The following is a 16859-nucleotide window of genomic DNA, read 5'->3' as shown; positions in this document are numbered from 1 at the left end:
TGATACTAAAACGGTCGCCGGGAGCCTTGAGAATCTGGATTGACGCGTTAACTCCTAAGCAAGCTAGGCTTGCTGCTGCCCTCTACACGAGGCTTGTAAAGGAAGGGTATGAGGTTCTCGTAACAGCTCGTAGCTATGATTTCACGGAGTCTGTGCTACGTAGACACGGCGTCAACTATGTGAGTGTAGGGCGTCATGGCGGAGAGAGTTTGAAGGGCAAGCTAGAAGCTGACATTGAGCGAATGGCGGCTCTGCTGAGGATAATCGACGAGTATAAGCCTGATGTGCTAGTGTCATATCCGAGTCCATCTGCGACTAGGGTTGCTTTTGGTCTCTCAATACCCATAATAGTGTTCAGTGATAGTCCTCATAGTGTCCCTCCTCATCGGCTAACAATACCGTTGGCTGACGTGCTTATCCACTCGGCGCTGGTGCCCCGCCATCATTTCGAATGGTATGTGTTGACGCGCTTTACGCGTGTTGTAAGCTTCTATGGTATCGAAGAGTGGGAGTGGATACGCGGCTATCGTTGTAACGAAGGGCTTCTGGAAGATATGGGTCTCGAGCCGAACAAGTACATTGTTCTGCGTGTACCTGAAAGAAAGGCTGTATATTATCAAGGTAGGAGCATCCCAAACGTTAACGAGATAGTGGATGCTATCGTGAAGAATGGTTATCAAGTTGTCATATTCCCTCGCTACGAAGATGATTTGCAACATTTGAGGCATATGGTAGAACGATACCCTAAGATGGTAAAGATAGTGTGGGGCGAGGCTGTAGAGACTCTTGATCTATACTGTCATGCGGCGGGAGTTGTGACTGGCGGTGCAACGATGGCTCGCGAAGCTGCACTCATGTGTAAACCCGCGATTAGCCTCTATCCCACGCATATCAACCAAGTTCTCGAGAAGATGGGGTTTCCGATACGCAACATAGAGTCCGTCGATAAACCCGATGATATAGTAACGATTCTAGAAGAGAGTAGAGGCTTGTGCCCAGCCGAGATGCTATCCAGATTCGAGGTGCCAAGCGACGTTTTGATAAGAGTGTTGGAAAGCATCTAGGGGAGAATAGATAACACCCCAGAGGCTAGCCTAGGAAGATGGGTTCTGTGCCGGGGTGCCCGAGCGGTCGAAGGGGCGGGGCTGCAGTGGCGGCTACCGTTGGTGTCCGCCCGTCGAAACCCCGTTAATCCCGGGTTCGAATCCCGGCCCCGGCTCCATTCTCCTCTAAAACTAACACCAGTGATGAGCCCAGGCGTCACCGACGTCAGGATGACGTGTTCAGCCTTGTCTGAGGCCCCTCCTATAATAGGGCAGTCCAACGAGCCTGGCTGCAACCAGAGGCTCACGTGCAAGTATGAGTTTCTCCCACGAGCGTAGCGCGGGGCATATGTAGCAACCTAGCCTGTAAAATCCAAGCTCATATAGCGGGTTTAGCTCTAAACCGCGCACCTTGGCATATAACTGTAGCAGTATAGTCGACCACTGCTTAAGTGGAGTGACTATTAGACGTTTCACATGTTCACTCTCCTCTACACGCATCAGTGGTCTGCGGCTACGTGGCTCGGACTCCGCATCCCTATCGCCCGTGACGACTACCAGCTTCTCGCCCAAGCGTCTCAGCACGCTCTCCAGAGTCTCAAGCTTCAAACCAGTACACCAACGATAATCATGGCGCGGCATGCCCTTCAGCGGTATGAATTCACGTACAGGTGCACGTGCCTTTACAACCTCGATGCCAAGCCTAGAGGCGAGATCATTGATATAATCTATGTTCTGTGGGAAATCCACGCCAGTATCAACGTAAATTGCGACTACGCGGGATGCACCATAAGCTTTGACCGCGAGATAGAGGGCCATTGTGGAATCTTTTCCACCACTCCATGGTACAACGATAGCATCCACGTAACCCAGAACCTCTTCGGCACGTGCCAGTGCATCTCTTAGCAAAGACAGTGATATACGCTCAAAGCTCTCAGTGACTGTGTAATTGTTAGTGTTGAGCAGCGAGTTGTATTGAAGCCCATATTCTCTCCTATTCTCGCAATTAACGTTAGTCACGCTAGGAATGCCCTCATCCGGCATGTGAAGCTCGCAACAAGGGGTTAGCCCGTCATAGACTAGGTGTCTTCCACCAGCAAGACGCTCGAGTATAACAAGCTCCGTGTCCGGTAAACACGCACCTAGCTTTGAGAGCCACTTGACCCACCCGCGTCCGCCTATAAACACGTCGGCGAATGGCTGGTCAACCACAAGATCACTAAGCAGTTTGTCGCGAGGCACTCGATGGACAAGTATTTTGTCGCCATCTAGGCCGACACGTAGTCGTAACTTTGCACGGGCCCGCTCAATACCCCAGAATATCTCTTCAAGCCTGGCATTTCTAACGCGCTTCTTACCAATGCTTATCGCCGCGAACCTCTCATCAACTATACTAGCGTCTAGCTTCTCTACAAGTTCTGCATCCTCACGACCACCAATGTACATTACGAAGTGTGCCTGATCCTCTCTAAGTATGCTTCTTGCCCTCTCATATGCCTCTTCAGGATCGCGAGTACCGCCAAGACTCTCAACTACAATGCCCCACCCGTCATAGAATCTATTTACAGCGGCGCGTGTAGCATCACGATCCTTACCGGCTCTAACGAGTATGAGATATGGGGGTTTGCTGGGGGTTACGGGCTTCCACTCTTGATGTACCATGACAGCCTCTAAGACCCCATTCGCTAGTGCAACAGTCAGCAATTAGTTATTAGTAACGTGGCAGGTGTACATGGCATGTACGAGATGAGTGAGGTAGTGATAATAGGCGCGGGGCCAGCAGGGCTACTCACAAGTATTCACTTGGATATGGACGTAGTGTTATTAGAGGCTAGGAAGCGTGTAGGTAGGCCACCTCACTGTACCGGCATCGTGAGTCTTGAAACGTCTAGGTTGTTCCCACGTGAAGCGATAGCAGAATACTATGATGGGTTGATTGTAGTCGCGCCTAACGCTCAAAGCGTGTATATCGATACACGGCTGGTGAGACTATCGAGGCCCCTCCTTGAGGACATTCTAGCGTCTATAGCTGCCTCGAAGGGTGTCAAACTATTGTTAGGTGTGCGGGCGGATAGCATAGAGATAACGGAGAATGGTATCCTGGTGAAGACCTCAAAGGGCAGACGCATAAGAGCTCGGCATGTTGTGGTGGCGGAGGGTGTTGCCCAGAGGCTTGCAGCTAAGATAGGATTGATAGCGCGAGGGGCGAAGCTTTACGGCCTCCAGTATCTGATTAGACTGCCTAGACGCTTGTCGGATGATTCAAGGCCGATCGCGTTCATACTAGGTGGGTGTGCAAAATATGGCTGGATAGTACCATTGCATGGCGGGCGTTATGCGCTACTCGGTGTCGCAGCTTGCTCCCATAGGATGAGCGCGAAGCTTACAGACCAGCTTCGGAGAATGCTTGGCGCGGTATACGTAGAAGATAGAAGAGGGTTGATTCCGTTCACTAGGCCTGCGCCTCGGCCTTGCATAGCCTACGACGAGGGTATGGTTTGCGCGATTGGCGATGCAGTAGGAACTGTAAAGGCTACGAGCGGCGGAGGGCTCTACGCGATATCAAGGCTTGCGCCAAGCCTAGCCGCGGCATTGAACAAGAACAACCCCTCAATCTACACAAATGTATACAGGGGCGTTGCTAGAGTGCTTAGCAAACTATACACAGTGGCGAGGCTAGCCTATGCCCATAGACTCCTAACAAAGACAGTGATACACTTGGCCGGGTTTGTAACCGGCGGGTCTATCGCTCTCAGAGACTATGATGCCCTAGGTGTGCTAGAGTGGCGGCGGGGAATGAGAAGCCCCTGCTACGAAAGCTCGCTGAAGAGATACTTGGGGCGGGTGATGCAAGCCGCATATGGAAGCGCATAGACATAATCGGGGATATAGCGGTTATAAAGAAGCCATTCGACTTCCCGCTCGAGAAGCTCAAACCACTGGCGAATGCACTAGTAGAGAAAATACCTTACATCAAGAGTGTATGGGTTGCTACAAGCCCGGTAGAAGGTCAATACAGGCTACGTGATCTCGTGCATCTCGCGGGCGAGAAGAAAACTGAGACGATATACAGAGAGCACGGCTGCGCCTACAAACTTGATATAACGAAGGTGTATATATCGCTACGTTTAAGCTACGAGCATAAAAGAATTGCAAGTATGGTTAAAGATGGTGAAAGGATACTTAACATGTATGCAGGTGCAGGATTCTTCTCAATACTATCGGCGTGTATGCATGACATAGAGGTAGCCTATAGCATAGATATCAACCCATATGCATACAGTTATATGGTGATAAATACGCGTTTAAACCATGTAGAGGATAAGGTCATGCCGATACTAGGGGATGCTTATACCACCGTGATGAAGCTCTTGAAATCCAGTGCGGATCGTGTACTCATGCCACTACCCGAGAAGGCATTAGAGCATCTACCAGCAGCTGTAGCAGCTCTAGACCGCGAAGGCTGGATACATGTGTATCTACACGTGGCGGCGCGCACAGCGCGTGATGCTATTGCACTTGCTACCAAAATGGTCAGGGCGCGGTTAGTGGAGCTTGCAGCAAGCTATGTTGTCGAGAATGCACGAGTTGTTAGGAGCGTAGGTCCGCGTGAGTACCAAGTTGTTGTAGATACACGAGTTAAGCGTTAGCGGTGTTGCCCCTCGAGACGCGCAAAGCGACAAATCTAAACAAGCGTTGTAAAGTCTCTAGTATCTCATCTGATTCCAAGGGGCCTCTAACAACTATGCTTGTAACCATACCTTGCTCATTCTTCTCGAGGCTAAGCTCAAGTTCGATACCTTCTTCTCTGAGCCTTTCAATGCGCCTTGCAAGATGTCTCACATAAGGATTGGAGATATGCACTGGCTTCTCTAGTATAAGTTTCAGTGTATTGCCAGACCTATATACCCGTCCTACAAGGCGACCCTCCTCGTCACGAATCTCTTCTATAAGCGACGCTCCTCCCTCGCTACAAGCTTCAAGCGCCTCTAGCAGCATGCGGTAGAATTCGAGCTTCTTCTCAAGGAACGCTATCTTGCGTTCAAGCATTCTCTTAAGCTCTTCGATATTCATGTATGACCCTATGCTAGGGAGGGTGGCCGCGGTGAGAAGAACCCTACTCGCGCCACTCCTACTGCTGCTTTTGACATTGGGGCCGGTGGCGGCTCTCGGGTTCACGATTCAGCGCGAGGTGATAGTACATCTCCTAGCAGTTGATGCTACCGGGCGCGGCAAAGTAATAGATGCTAGAATATGGGTTGAAATACCTGGCTCTGATCTGTTCATAGCTAAGCCGGCCTATGGTGTCAGCGAAGATACCGTACTCTCTGCTAGGCTGGCACTATTCTATGCATCCCTACTTGCAGATGTAGACCCGCTAACCATCAACGGTGGTTTCGAGATAATCGGGCGAGAGGAGGTTAGCGGTGCAAGCGGCGGCCTCGCATTTGCAGTAACTTACTACTCTCTCATAAAAGGAGTGTACATCAATACATCGCATGTCGCGCTGACGGGGCTCCTGCAGCCAAATGGGATGGTGGCAGCTGTTGGCGGCGTGGAAGCCAAGGTTGAAGCTGCGTCAAAACTAGGGATTAGTGAGATAGTCGCACCTGTAGCTAGCTTATCCAGACTGCGTGTAAATTCTACAAAGGTTGGTATAGTCCCAGTATGTAGTGTTGCACATGCACTCGAACTAGTGCTATCATCCCCTAACATAAACTCAGCCAATATCACGTTGCGCTCAAGCGTCTTCAAAGAGTCTGCCTTTGAGTTATTGGAGCTGCTGAACGAAACTATACGCTTGTTTGGTGATGAGCTGGGAGAGCACAAAGCTATTATCACGGATGGCGCTAGTGTCGCCAATACGTTGTACAACGAGGGGAAGTATTATGCCGCAGCTAGCATAGCCTACTCTACTCTAGTTATGCTTCTGGAAGTGCTGCCTTCCGGAAGCTTAGACAACTTCACTAAGCTTATTCTATCTAAAGTCAACCGTACGGCATTCGCCGAGAAACTGCTCGAAACCAAGAACAGTATAGCAGTTGAGAAAAAGGTGCCTCTTTGGAGGCTCGAAGCACTGTTAGCTGCAGATTACAGGTTTTACGCCGCATCAAAACTCCTAATGAGTAGTAATCCGCGTGACAAAGCACTAGGTGCACTTCGACTATTGACGGCTAAACACTGGCTTGACGCCTCGACTAGGTTAACAGGCCCCCTAATAGACCAGGATGTGTTCAAACGTAGTGTAAGACTGCTTGTGACGTACGCGGATCTAAGCGTAAAGTACCTCGAGAGTCTTGTAAAAGGTGCACAAGTAAAGATAGAGAACCCGGAGAAGCTCGGACTGGACGAGCTGCGCAGGGATATGAACGCGGCTTACATACAAGGCGATGATATACGGGCAGCGGCATTGGCCCTTAACGCATTAGCACTAGTGGCACAAACCATTACGCAATACGACATTGTAGCAGGAGCCGATCCTGTCCACGAGGCGATATGCGGTTTAAAACAAACAATGTTACACGAGAGCATCGCGGGGCTAAAATCATTCATGACCAGCATGCTTGTGGAGTACGCTACCAGCGCGCCGACAAACATCACGAGGGCAATAATGGCGTCTCAAGCCGCGACATACTCGCTACTACCCCTCGTGATGAAAGTTGTCTCGGCGCACGTACAGCAGCAGCCTGGAGCCTACTCACCCCTAGATGATAGGTTAGTTGCTGTCATAGTCATAGCGATGATAGTAGGCTCGGGTAGTGTCATAGCGGCATTATCCATGCTTAAGAAAATCGAATAGAGTTCTTTGTTTAGTTTCGCGCTTCTCTGTTTCGCGTGCCCGGCCTAGCACCTTATCAACAACTGGTCTTATCACGTTTCTAAAGTCGCTTTCAAGCTGGGTACGCAATGTGGGATTGTATAACGCGGCTGCGGGATGATAAGTTGGTATTATGACAACCTCGACGCCCTCTATCACTGCCTTGTAGGTACGTCCTCTATGTGCCTTCATGCTGCGCCAGACGAGCCCGGCTTTCTCGAACAGCGTACGTCCCGCAAACCTGCCGAGCGCTACTATCACTCTCGGTTCTATTAGTCGTATTTGTCTCCAGAGATACGGGGTGCACGCTCTAATTTCATCTTCGCGTGGGTCGCGGTTACCCGGAGGTCTACATTTGAGAATGTTAGTGATGTAGACTTCGGATCGTTTAATGCCGAGCGCATCTTCTATTAGCGTTGTTAGTAGCTTGCCAGCTGCTCCTACAAAGGGCCTACCCGTCTCATCCTCTTGTCGGCCTGGAGCTTCGCCAACAAACATTATCTTAGTGTCGAGAGGCCCCTCGCCCACAACGGGGTTTTTACGCGTCTTGTAAAGGGGGCATTTTGTGCACGAAACTATCTCTTTCACTAGCTTCTCGTACTCTTTCTGTTTCTCCTCCACGTTCAGAGCCATACCCTTGTCCAAAGTTAATCGGGGCTGATGGTTTAAGGCCCCTCGGGCCGCTACGCGAGATGGATAGCCGTGCATCGACTGAGGTTGATACTGCTAGCCTCTCTTGTACTCGCACTAGAGGGTTATGCTAGTATCATAGCGTATTTCTGTCCATCGCTATTCTGTTTTGAAGGCGGCTTTTGGCTGCTGTGGGGTCTATGGCTAGGGTTGCATGCAGCCATCATAGCTAGATGTAGAGTGATAGAGACTGTGCCATTCCCGGTGGTTGTGCTCGCTGTCGGGTACGGCGTGCTAACGGGGTTGGCACTGGTAATGCTTGGCGTTGTACACTTGGCGCTTGTAGCGTTTGCGGCTTCAATACTTTCCTTCATCGCGATGAACCGGTTTGAATGCGGAGCCCTAGGATTATCCTCTATTCTTGTCTTTTACACTGGGGTGGTTGCGCTACTTTCTGGCGTAGAGCCGTTACTAGCAGCTGTTGTACCAACCTCGCTACTAGCGGGCTTCCTAGTGGCAACGTTATACGTTGAGACCTACCTTCTCTCCAGGCTCGGTGGACGCCATTGGCTAGTAACAGCTGCTTTAGGTTTTACACTACTCGCAATAGCTGGTTTCGTGGCCGCGTATACCATGCAACCCTACCGTCTACTATTTAGCCACGAATACAGCTCGCAATGCTCATGGAGTAAGTACTGTGTGTACATAGATACTAGCACGGAGCTACCCCTAGCATCGTGGGGTTACACATTGCTAAATCTAATGCAGCTGGCGTTAACGGGCTCAATACTTGCTCTTCCAACACCCAGGCGGCGTTAAAGGAGGGTGTCATTGAGAATAGTCGCTTTTACCACATATCTCGCCGGTAAAGTAGCCGGTGGATATGCGTGGCCGAGTACATTCGTGTGCTCGACTATATTATTGCTAGAGACAGGCGGTACACGGATACCGACGAGTGGGTGAAACTAGAGGGTGACATCGCCATCGTCGGTATTACAGACTATGCGCAGAAAAAACTGCGCGATATAGTTGGTGTTGAGCTACCTGATGTTGGACGTAGTGTGAAACGTGGCGAGGTTGTAGCCTCTATAGAGTCTGTTAAGGCTGCTGCAGAGGTTTACGCTCCGCTAACTGGCGAGATTGTAGAGGTTAATGAGAGGCTGTACGAGGAGCCGGAACTTCTAAACAAGGAGCCTTACGAAACCTGGATGTTCAAGATTAAGGTCGTCGACAAGAGCGAGTATGAAAAACTAATGAGTCCTGAGGAGTACGCTAAGCATATAAAGAGGAGAGAGGAGGGCTCCTAGATGCCCGTTGACCTTTGGAAGGAGGTATTCCTATCAGATAGGCCCGAACCGGCACATCTCGAGCTATTCGTAAAACTGCTTGTAAGTGATCCCAGGCTAGCGCTTGAAGAGGCTGCCAGACGTGTAAGGTACGAAGCTAAACCCGATACTGTCGTTGCGTGGAGAGATCCAGTGCCACTTCTAGCCATAGCTTCCATACACTACGTGGAGGGGACTAAGCCGAAAGTAATCCTAGTCCAAGAGGCTGGGCGGCTCGTAGAGTTGACTCTCGAAGCGCTGACCAACGTACTTGAGTTCTCGGTCATGCCTGTAACCTACCCAACCGGATATGGCAAGCAGCGTGTAAAAGACGCCCTTGAGAAAATATTGAGAATCGTGCGGGGTGCATCAATAAATATAGTTGATGTGACGGATGCACCTGCTCCGATAGGCATAGCGTTGCATAGGGCTGGTGTACGCAACTACACGATAACGAGGCGCAAGGGCTTCGAGGTACTTATAGAGAAGTTTAACCTATAGGACTTTGGGAGGAAGCTTGACGGGCATCAAGGGCCCCCTTCTAAAGGTAGAATGTGGTTCTTCGACCATCGAAGTGTGGCAAGGTGATATAACGCAGCTTGAGAATGTCGACGCTATAGTCAATCCCGCTAATAGTCTGATGATAATGGGGGGTGGAGTAGCAGGTGCTATTCGTAGAGTCGCGGGAGACGAAATTGAGCAGGAGGCAAGACGTTATGCTCCTGTCCCAGTAGGCAAAGCTATAGTTACAAGTGCTGGTCGTCTACAGCCTCGGATTAGACATGTGATACACGCGCCGACAATGGAAAGGCCTGCCATGAGGACTACGGTTGAGAAAGTAAAGAAGGCTACCAGAGCGGCTATTGAAGTTGCGCTAGACAAGGGTATTGATAGCATAGCGTTGCCTGCTATGGGTGCAGGAGTAGGAGGGTTGAGCATAGAGGAGTCTACGAATGCAATGCTTGATGCTATAGAAGAGGTTCTGCGCGAGAAGGGTAAGCTTCCAAGTCGTATAATCTTGGTAGGCTATCTGGAACACGATGCTAGGAAGATGATTGAAGTTGTACATCGCAGAGCAGCGAAGAAAGATACGTGCATACGAGTGTCTTCCTAAAACTATCTCTTAATCTTCCTCTTTTAACGCCTCTTCATAGAGGCGTCTTAATCGCCGCAGGTCCACTATCGCGTATGGCTCGCCTTCAAACACCTCGAATTGCAGTATGCCATACTCTCTGAGCCTCTCCAAAGCTTCTGGGTTACGGCGTATCTCGCGGACGGCATCCATGAATTTAATGTAGCCTGTACTAGTATCGTGTCTACGCCATAAGCCTCTAAGGGCAAGACGAACGATAGTCTGGCTTCCAGCCCCGCTAAAAGAGAACAGCATGTGACCCCGCTCTTTCAGATAGATTCGGAGTGCTGCTAGAAAAGCCTCAACTGGATCCCTTTTCTCCGCCATCTCCACCCCCAATACCCTTCTCAAGAAGACGTAGAATCGTACGCCGCCCCTTAACCTCTATAAGCAACGCTTTTGTATCATCAATGAGCCGGCGTGCAACGTCAACTTTGTGTCTAACTCCAGGCATAAGGGCATCTGGGTACTCCAGGCTACGCATCTCGTTGTAGAGCGCCTCCATAAGCTCTAGTAGTTTAGCTGCGGTCTCAGTATCGTCGATCCTCATCCTATCTAAGGCAAGTCTCCGCAGCTCGCCAATAACGTCTCCGAGACCCTGAAGATAGGGTATCTCGGGTACGCCAAGCTCCTCAGGCGTCGGTAGACGAGCCTCTATTACGAGCGAGTAGAGTAGCTTAGCTTCAACATACTCCGCTAGAGTAGAGTCCACAAGTCCGCTATGGAACAGCCTCTCATCCTGCTTGGCATAGTGTAGAAACTCTCTAAATGCCTCATCTAACTGTTTTAGATGTTCGCGTGCCTCGTCTAGACGTCCTCTCAATACGGCGTTGATAGCCCAGCCGGAATACCGTATTACCTCGCGTGACTTGCGTATCATGTTGTCGCGTAGTTCTTCACGCCGCGACAATACACCATCAATACGCTCTATTATGCGGCGTAAGATACGCGACGCTTCTTGTGATTCTAGTATGTTTAGCATCAAGACCGCCCGGGCTAGGGTCTATCCCTTACGCCATGATAAGGTGTATTTGCGGCTTGAGGTAGCGCCGAGAACCCAAACTAATTTATAATGTCAAATCCCTAGTATCCATGCTTATGGAGAGGTGAAGGCAGATGGCTAGACGCGGTATCAGCTGGGCGGCTGAGGTACTGAAGCGCATCCGCGGCCTAGACTTCCCAGTCAAGAAGGATGTGATAAAGGAGCGTCTGAAGGACCTCTACTGGCGCGGCATACCAATGACAAAGATACTAGACGAGATACCCAAGGAAGAATTTGAGTCGCCAGCCGAGCTGTTGCACGAAATATCCCAGGCGATTCATAAGCTGGAGGAGCGTGGCGAGATACCGGTGACCAGTAAGAAGGGTATCAACTGGGCTGTTGAGGTTCTGAAAAGGATTCGTGGCCTGGACTTCCCCGTGAAGAAGGAGATCATCGCGGAGCGTCTAAAGGATCTATACTGGATGGGCGTACCAATGTCAAAGATACTCGATGAAGTAAAGAAGGATGAATTTGAGTCGCCTGCTGAGCTGTTACACGAGCTAGCTGAGGCTATACGCAAGCTGGAGGAGCGTGGCGAGATAGCTGAGGAGCGAGTGTAAAGGAATTGAAACCTCCTATGTTGTCTTCCTTGGTTTTCTTCCCATCCGTGCCTTGTAATTTAGAGTAAAATAGTATCATCGTGCTGGTGGTTTAACGGCTAGTGTGTAGGTACTCTCTTCGTGCGAGGACTCCTTATATGGTTTAGCTGTCTGGCGATAGGCGGGAAGGGCCTCGTATGGCGTCACGATGGGACAAGATACGTGCTTTCATTGCAGTCGATATTGATGATCCTCAGGTGGTCTCTAGGCTCGTACAGATACGTGATCTCTTCGTGAATACTGGCACGCCGATGAAACCCGTAGAGGATTACAATATGCATATAACTTTAAGGTTCCTTGGTGAAATCCCGTCAACGTTAATCGAGGACATCTATGCGAATGTGTTGTCAAAGTTGCGTTTTCGTAGATTCCGGATTAGGCTGGTGGGAGTTGGTGCATTTCCCAGCATAACGAGACCGCGTGTTATCTGGGTAGGTGTGAGGGAAGGTAGTGATGAATTGCAAAGGTTGTATCGTGAAATAGAGAGTGGTCTTAGGAGAATGGGGTTTAGGCCGGAAAGGGAAGAGTTTGTTCCTCACGTGACGCTTGCAAGGATAAAAGGTAGTAGGAATATAGAACGCGTGGTGAAATTGCTACAAGAATATGCTGATGTAGAGCTTGGCGAGTTTGAGGTTAGGGTTGTGAGGTTGAAGCAGAGTATTCTAACACCTCGGGGACCAATATACAAAACGTTGAAAGAGGTTACAGCTGTGGAGGGCGAATAGTTTGGGCAGAATAATTGAAGTACGTATATGCATGAGTGGCTTAAAGTATGGTGTTGTGTGCGAGGAGTCGTGCATACGGAAGAACATAGGTTCTTTCGATGTATATGTGATATGTCATGCTGGCGAGTGCGATAGTAGTGTACGTGAGCTGGCTGAGAAGTTTGACGAGAACGTTGTGAGAAAACTTCAGGCGATATGCACTGGTGTTGGTGGGTGCTCGGAGATAATGATCGAGAATGAGAGCCTTTGTTGTAGGACAAGGCTTGAAAACATGCCAGGATTATCGTCGTTAATCTCGGCTCTTAAAAAGAAGGGTATAAAGGTGAATGTGCAGCGGGGGCAGGTAGTAATCTGCGCTCAGCTTGGAGATATTAATGAGGCAGCTGAGAACATTCGTAGTGCGTTCCTGTTATTAGAAAGCGTTTATGATACACAGCGCAGAATAGCTGAGGGTGTAGCCAAGAGCATAATGGCTGTTGAGGGGGAGAGGGGTGGGCACAAACATGAACGAAAACAAGGCGGGCAAAGTTAGGTTGGCGATAGTGGTATCAGAGTTCAACTATGATATCACGGAGTTGATGTTAAAGAAAGCCTTGAGTCATGCAAAGTTCCTCGATGCTGAAGTAACGTATGTCGTCAAGGTGCCAGGAGTATATGACGCACCCTACGCTGTTGCAGAGCTACTCGAGAAGCCAGATGTGGATGCTGTTGCGGTTATCGGCGCTGTCATAAAAGGCGAGACTAAGCATGATGAGGTCGTTGCGAATCAAGCTGCTCGTAAGATGTTGGACCTGGGAGTTGAGAAAGGAAAACCTGTAACACTGGGCGTTATAGGACCCGGAGCTACAAGGTTGCAGGCTCAAGCTAGAGTAGAGGAGTATGCGCGCCGAGCCGTGGAAGCGGCTGTGAAGCTAGCTAGGCGTATCCGTGCATTGAGAATCACGAAGTATGAGGGTAAGACGGTGTTTATCGAGTAGCGAGTCAAGATGCAACGATTTTTATATCCTAAAAATCTCCTTATGTTGGCTTGTCCTGTTATGCTTTAGCGGTAAGGCTTGTATAGCACGACTACTAGGCGCCCTCGCCATTCACTCATCTCAACTATTATCTTGTCGCCCTCCTTCCACCTCATTACTTGTACTAGCTCGTCCGGAAGGCGTACCAGGAAACCCTTCTCATCCTTCTCTACAATACCTTCGTATCTCTGGCTTGTGCTCATGTTTTCCACCACAGTGAATGTGCACCCATGGGGCTTGACTAATTATACTTGCGGCTCGGTGCGCGAAACCATCCTCACCTATCGGGGGGCAACCATTCTCCTCACAGCCGCCATCGTGTTAGAGCGTGTAGCCTTGGTTTATGAGCTAGATGTTGATCTTCAGATGGGTGGTGTAGTGTGGAGGTAGGCGTGGTGTATCTGGGCGTTAGTGCGGCTGTACCAGCGTATGGTAGAGGCTTACCGTCAATAGCTGTGATGTACCGTGGTCTAGTGTACCTATTTGACGTCGGCGAAGGTACGCAAGAGAGGCTTGTAGAAGCCGGGCTGAGCCCGCTTCGTGTTAAGGTTGTGGCAGTGACGCATATGCATGGTGACCATTTTCTCGGACTGGCAGGGCTCTTGCAATCTATGACCATGGGTGGTCGTAGAGAGGAATTGTTCGTAATTGGTCCTCGTGGGTTGCTAGAGTATATAGAGATTGTTGAGCGGCTGACGGGTCATGTTAGGAGCTTTGACATCGTGTTTCGGGAGGTAGAAGAGGGTGTCGTGTATGAAGATAATCGTGTGGTTATCAAGGCTTTTCGCGTCTGTCACGGACATGTAGCGGCGTACGGGTATGTCTTTGAGGAGAAGCCGAGACCTGGGCGTGTTAAGCTTGAGAAACTTAAAGAACTTGGCTTAAAGCCTGGGCCTTACCTATCTCGCGTGAAGCGCGGTGAGAGTGTAATAGTTAATGGTGTTCTTGTGAGGCCCGAAGATGTGCTAGAGGAGCCGAGGCCGGGTGTGCGCGTAGTCTACACTGGCGATACTCGGCCCTGTAAAACGGTCATAGACGTGGCGCGAGGTGCTGATCTGTTGATACACGAGTCTACCTTTCTAGAGAGTGAGGCAAGCGAGGCACATGAGAAGGGACACAGCACTGCATTGGAGGCTGGGCTGGTTGCCGCAAAAGCCGGTGTAAAGTGTCTTGCTCTCACTCACTTCAGTGCAAGGTATCGCGAATTGGATGTGTTTGAAACTGAGGCCAGGCGAAATTTCGGAAATTGTGTATATGCGGCTAGGCCGCTACTAATACACCCACTGCGTCTTTGACCATCCTGCAGTGTGCATAGAGGGTTACTAGGGCTTCCTGTAGCGGGCCTAATCCTCGGAGAATATGGATGGTTCTCCCTGCAGTTCTTGTGTATGGGTTAGGAGCCAAGGTGGTTAGCGAGGGAGGCGCACTTGTCTATCGAAAGTGGGTTGAAGCGCCGCGGGGACTGCGTCCGGGCGAACTTGTGGTTGTAGAGTCGTCAAGAGGAGAGTTGCTGGGCTGCGGGCTCTATGATAACGTAGGCCCCGTTGCTGTGAGAATGGTCTGGTTTGGTAGCTGTCCATTCAAGTCTCCGCGCGAGGCAATAGAGCATCTGATAGAGCGGGCGTTACGTTATAGAGAGCGGTTGGGCTACACTAAGGAGGATGAGCCAGCATATCGTCTAGTTCATAGTGATGCGGATCTAATGCCCGGATTGATAATAGATGTGTATAACGACATCGCTGTTATACAGTCTAGCAGCATAGTATGGGACGTGCATATGGACATCATAGTTGATGTTGTGAGTAAAGTCGTGGGTGTAGAGCATGTCTATGAGAAAAGCACGCAACGTACAAGGCGAGATATAGGTCTGGAGCCGCGTGAGCGCTTGCTACGCGGCTCTAAGACGCGCACCATTATACGCGAGGGTGGAGTGCGTTTCGTGGTTGATGTGAGAAAAGGGCAGAAGACAGGATTTTTCCTAGATCAGCGTCTCAATCGTATCGAGGTAGAGAGGTACTCGAGCGGCGAGGTAGTCTTAGATTTATTCAGCTATACGGGTGGTTTTGGTATTCATGCACTTGTAGCGGGAGCAAGAAAAGTCGTATTTGTTGACGAGGATGAGCATGCGCTAGCTGTACTGAGAGAGAACTTGCGCTTAAACGGTATAAACGAGGATAAGGCGGTGATAGTGCAAGATAATGTATGGAGATACTTGCGTAGAGAGAAAAGCCAATATGGTATCGTCATTGCTGATCCGCCAGCGTTTATACAAGCGAGGGAGCATTACGAGAGAGGAAAACAAGCTTACGAACGATTGTTTAGCAATGTTGCTAAGCTAGCTTCTAGCATAGCGTTTATGAGTAGCTGCTCTGCGTTCCTAACACGTAACGACTTTCTCGAAATTGTTGCAAGAAGCGTCCTTAGGGCGGGCAAACAATACCGTCTAGTGGGTTCAGTTAGGGGCATGCCTCCGGATCATCCTCAACGATACCACGCGGAGCATCTAGAGTATCTAAAGGCGGTATACGTAGAAGTGTTCTGAGATAGCCGGCGGCATGAAAGTGAAAACATGGTTAAGTGGAGGCGGCCGCAAGGCTCCCCCGTTCATCCCTAGATAGCCCCGGGACACGGGGGAGTCACGGGGGCCCAGAAGCTAACAATAACTATGCCCGCTTATATTGCATTAGGTGCTTTACGTCAATCCATAATGGGGTAGAGCGCGGGTCTCGTCTCTCTATCAACATGGTGGCAGCGTTGTGTATAGCCTCTACAAGCTCGTATGGTGGTGGCTCTGCGAAGCCACATATGTCAATGTGTATTGAGATTGTTTCTATACTACCTTCTACTTCGAGTATCTCGATCCACGCGTTATTTATGTGGCTACACACCGGTCTAAGGAGCATAGACAGATCGCAGTAATGTATCCTGGAGTCGTTAATCGAAACTATGTTGTTCATGCGGGTTATGCATATTCCGGGGTATCCCTCCACGTACACATCCAACGTTATATGCCAGCAAGGGAACTTGGACGGCGTCAGCGTCGCTCGCCTAAAAACCTCAAACCAGTAATAAAGGACGCCATTCGGCCCATGTTCCACCTTGGGTTGTTCGGCTATACCGAGAACCCGATAATAGTCACCGAGCATGGCGGGCTGCCCGTTTCGCGACATCAGCGTGGCTGATAAAGGGCGGCATTGACAGGCACTAGCTCTCTACCACAGAATGGGCAGCGGTAATGTAGTCTCTTTGCATCAGCAGGACAGAAGTAGGCATCGTATTTGTCCTTACAATGTGTGCATACGTAGTGTAGATCCCTAGTTATGTCTATCTTGAGGGCGCATATTCTACACTTCCTGGTAATCCAGCCTAAATGGCCAAACGCGTTGATGCCCTTCAAGCCAGCTGTAGACACAGCCCTCCCCCGCGAGCGGCACCAAAGAACCTCCTTTTTATAGTGAAGGCTCAGCCCCTAGTTGTGCGCTCACAGGTCGCCTCGCCAGCTCCTCATCACGGCCATAAAACTCCGAGT

At 50.0% G+C, this 16859-nt stretch carries 22 protein-coding genes and 1 tRNA gene; 15 read left to right on the top strand and 8 right to left on the bottom strand.

Annotation, left to right across the window (positions count from 1 at the left end; translation table 11 throughout):
- Nucleotides 1-26: 26 nt before the first annotated feature.
- Both PYRFU_RS00760 and PYRFU_RS00755 read left to right on the top strand, forming a co-directional pair.
- A complete protein-coding gene (locus PYRFU_RS00760) occupies nt 27-1064 on the top strand; it encodes a DUF354 domain-containing protein (protein ID WP_014025692.1) in 1038 nt (345 codons plus the stop codon).
- A 49-nt stretch (nt 1065-1113) separates the two neighbouring features.
- Nucleotides 1114-1222, top strand: a tRNA-Cys gene (locus tag PYRFU_RS00755).
- Between the two features lie 61 nt (nt 1223-1283).
- Here the strand turns inward: PYRFU_RS00755 and PYRFU_RS00750 are convergent.
- Nucleotides 1284-2747 (bottom strand): Dph6-related ATP pyrophosphatase, encoded by a 1464-nt coding sequence (locus tag PYRFU_RS00750; protein WP_014025691.1) that lies wholly within the window; start codon nt 2745-2747, stop codon nt 1284-1286.
- 33 nt (nt 2748-2780) lie between these two features.
- Between PYRFU_RS00750 and PYRFU_RS00745 the strand changes: the two genes are divergently transcribed.
- Both PYRFU_RS00745 and PYRFU_RS00740 read left to right on the top strand, forming a co-directional pair.
- Nucleotides 2781-3917 (top strand): NAD(P)/FAD-dependent oxidoreductase, encoded by a 1137-nt coding sequence (locus PYRFU_RS00745; protein ID WP_014025690.1) that lies wholly within the window; start codon nt 2781-2783, stop codon nt 3915-3917.
- Entirely contained in the window at nt 3827-4693 is an 867-nt protein-coding gene (locus PYRFU_RS00740) for a class I SAM-dependent methyltransferase (RefSeq protein ID WP_014025689.1), read from the top strand. The genes PYRFU_RS00745 and PYRFU_RS00740 overlap by 91 nt, the downstream gene beginning before the upstream one ends.
- Here the strand turns inward: PYRFU_RS00740 and PYRFU_RS00735 are convergent.
- Nucleotides 4683-5117 (bottom strand): hypothetical protein, encoded by a 435-nt coding sequence (locus tag PYRFU_RS00735; protein WP_014025688.1) that lies wholly within the window; start codon nt 5115-5117, stop codon nt 4683-4685. The two genes, PYRFU_RS00740 and PYRFU_RS00735, sit on opposite strands and share 11 nt — an antisense overlap.
- Before the next feature lie 31 nt (nt 5118-5148).
- Between PYRFU_RS00735 and PYRFU_RS00730 the strand changes: the two genes are divergently transcribed.
- Nucleotides 5149-6843 (top strand): S16 family serine protease, encoded by a 1695-nt coding sequence (locus tag PYRFU_RS00730; RefSeq protein WP_014025687.1) that lies wholly within the window; start codon nt 5149-5151, stop codon nt 6841-6843.
- Here the strand turns inward: PYRFU_RS00730 and udg are convergent.
- Nucleotides 6817-7494, bottom strand: coding sequence for a type-4 uracil-DNA glycosylase (gene udg, locus PYRFU_RS00725; RefSeq protein WP_014025686.1), 678 nt, complete (start codon nt 7492-7494; stop codon nt 6817-6819). The genes PYRFU_RS00730 and udg overlap by 27 nt on opposite strands.
- Before the next feature lie 69 nt (nt 7495-7563).
- Between udg and PYRFU_RS00720 the strand changes: the two genes are divergently transcribed.
- The 4 genes from PYRFU_RS00720 (at nt 7564) to PYRFU_RS00705 (ending at nt 9930) form a co-directional block, all read left to right on the top strand.
- Complete coding sequence (locus PYRFU_RS00720; protein ID WP_014025685.1) at nt 7564-8310, top strand: hypothetical protein; 747 nt, start codon at nt 7564-7566, stop codon at nt 8308-8310.
- A gap of 68 nt (nt 8311-8378) precedes the next feature.
- Nucleotides 8379-8798, top strand: a complete 420-nt coding sequence (gcvH, locus tag PYRFU_RS00715) for a glycine cleavage system protein GcvH (RefSeq protein ID WP_014025684.1) — start codon at nt 8379-8381, stop codon at nt 8796-8798.
- Nucleotides 8799-9317 (top strand): hypothetical protein, encoded by a 519-nt coding sequence (locus PYRFU_RS00710; protein ID WP_014025683.1) that lies wholly within the window; start codon nt 8799-8801, stop codon nt 9315-9317.
- A gap of 16 nt (nt 9318-9333) precedes the next feature.
- On the top strand, nt 9334-9930 hold the full coding sequence (locus PYRFU_RS00705; protein ID WP_014025682.1) for a macro domain-containing protein: 597 nt from the start codon (nt 9334-9336) through the stop codon (nt 9928-9930).
- Nucleotides 9931-9939: 9 nt separating this feature from the next.
- On the opposite strand, the gene PYRFU_RS00700 is transcribed toward PYRFU_RS00705, so the two are convergent.
- Nucleotides 9940-10275 (bottom strand): hypothetical protein, encoded by a 336-nt coding sequence (locus PYRFU_RS00700; protein WP_014025681.1) that lies wholly within the window; start codon nt 10273-10275, stop codon nt 9940-9942.
- Nucleotides 10250-10930 (bottom strand): translin family protein, encoded by a 681-nt coding sequence (locus PYRFU_RS00695; RefSeq protein WP_014025680.1) that lies wholly within the window; start codon nt 10928-10930, stop codon nt 10250-10252. Before PYRFU_RS00695 ends, PYRFU_RS00700 begins: the two co-directional genes overlap by 26 nt.
- A 134-nt stretch (nt 10931-11064) precedes the next feature.
- Here PYRFU_RS00695 and PYRFU_RS00690 point away from each other — a divergent pair, with 134 nt between their 5' ends.
- The 4 genes from PYRFU_RS00690 to ribH all read left to right on the top strand — a co-directional run bounded on the left by PYRFU_RS00690 (nt 11065) and on the right by ribH (nt 13291).
- Nucleotides 11065-11550: a DUF2795 domain-containing protein gene (locus tag PYRFU_RS00690; protein ID WP_014025679.1), complete on the top strand. Its 486-nt coding sequence runs from the start codon at nt 11065-11067 to the stop codon at nt 11548-11550.
- A gap of 176 nt (nt 11551-11726) precedes the next feature.
- Complete coding sequence (gene thpR, locus PYRFU_RS00685; protein ID WP_014025678.1) at nt 11727-12314, top strand: RNA 2',3'-cyclic phosphodiesterase; 588 nt, start codon at nt 11727-11729, stop codon at nt 12312-12314.
- 1 nt (nt 12315) lies between these two features.
- On the top strand, nt 12316-12846 hold the full coding sequence (locus PYRFU_RS00680) for a hypothetical protein (protein WP_014025677.1): 531 nt from the start codon (nt 12316-12318) through the stop codon (nt 12844-12846).
- Entirely contained in the window at nt 12818-13291 is a 474-nt protein-coding gene (gene ribH, locus PYRFU_RS00675) for a 6,7-dimethyl-8-ribityllumazine synthase (protein WP_014025676.1), read from the top strand. Before PYRFU_RS00680 ends, ribH begins: the two co-directional genes overlap by 29 nt.
- 65 nt (nt 13292-13356) lie before the next feature.
- Here the strand turns inward: ribH and PYRFU_RS10310 are convergent, their stop codons facing one another.
- Nucleotides 13357-13533, bottom strand: coding sequence for a hypothetical protein (locus PYRFU_RS10310; protein ID WP_014025675.1), 177 nt, complete (start codon nt 13531-13533; stop codon nt 13357-13359).
- Nucleotides 13534-13710: 177 nt separating this feature from the next.
- Here PYRFU_RS10310 and rnz point away from each other — a divergent pair, with 177 nt between their 5' ends.
- Nucleotides 13711-14625, top strand: a complete 915-nt coding sequence (gene rnz, locus PYRFU_RS00670; RefSeq protein WP_014025674.1) for a ribonuclease Z — start codon at nt 13711-13713, stop codon at nt 14623-14625.
- 68 nt (nt 14626-14693) lie between these two features.
- A complete protein-coding gene (locus PYRFU_RS00665) occupies nt 14694-15872 on the top strand; it encodes a class I SAM-dependent rRNA methyltransferase (protein ID WP_014025673.1) in 1179 nt (392 codons plus the stop codon).
- 121 nt (nt 15873-15993) lie between these two features.
- Here the strand turns inward: PYRFU_RS00665 and PYRFU_RS00660 are convergent, their stop codons facing one another.
- Nucleotides 15994-16476: a hypothetical protein gene (locus tag PYRFU_RS00660; protein WP_167827767.1), complete on the bottom strand. Its 483-nt coding sequence runs from the start codon at nt 16474-16476 to the stop codon at nt 15994-15996.
- 23 nt (nt 16477-16499) lie between these two features.
- Nucleotides 16500-16742, bottom strand: coding sequence for a hypothetical protein (locus PYRFU_RS00655; protein ID WP_014025671.1), 243 nt, complete (start codon nt 16740-16742; stop codon nt 16500-16502).
- Nucleotides 16743-16859 lie beyond the last annotated feature (117 nt).

The organism is Pyrolobus fumarii 1A, assembly GCF_000223395.1.
GTDB lineage: Archaea > Thermoproteota > Thermoprotei_A > Sulfolobales > Pyrodictiaceae > Pyrolobus > Pyrolobus fumarii.
This window is presented reverse-complemented; position numbering and strand designations above follow the sequence as displayed.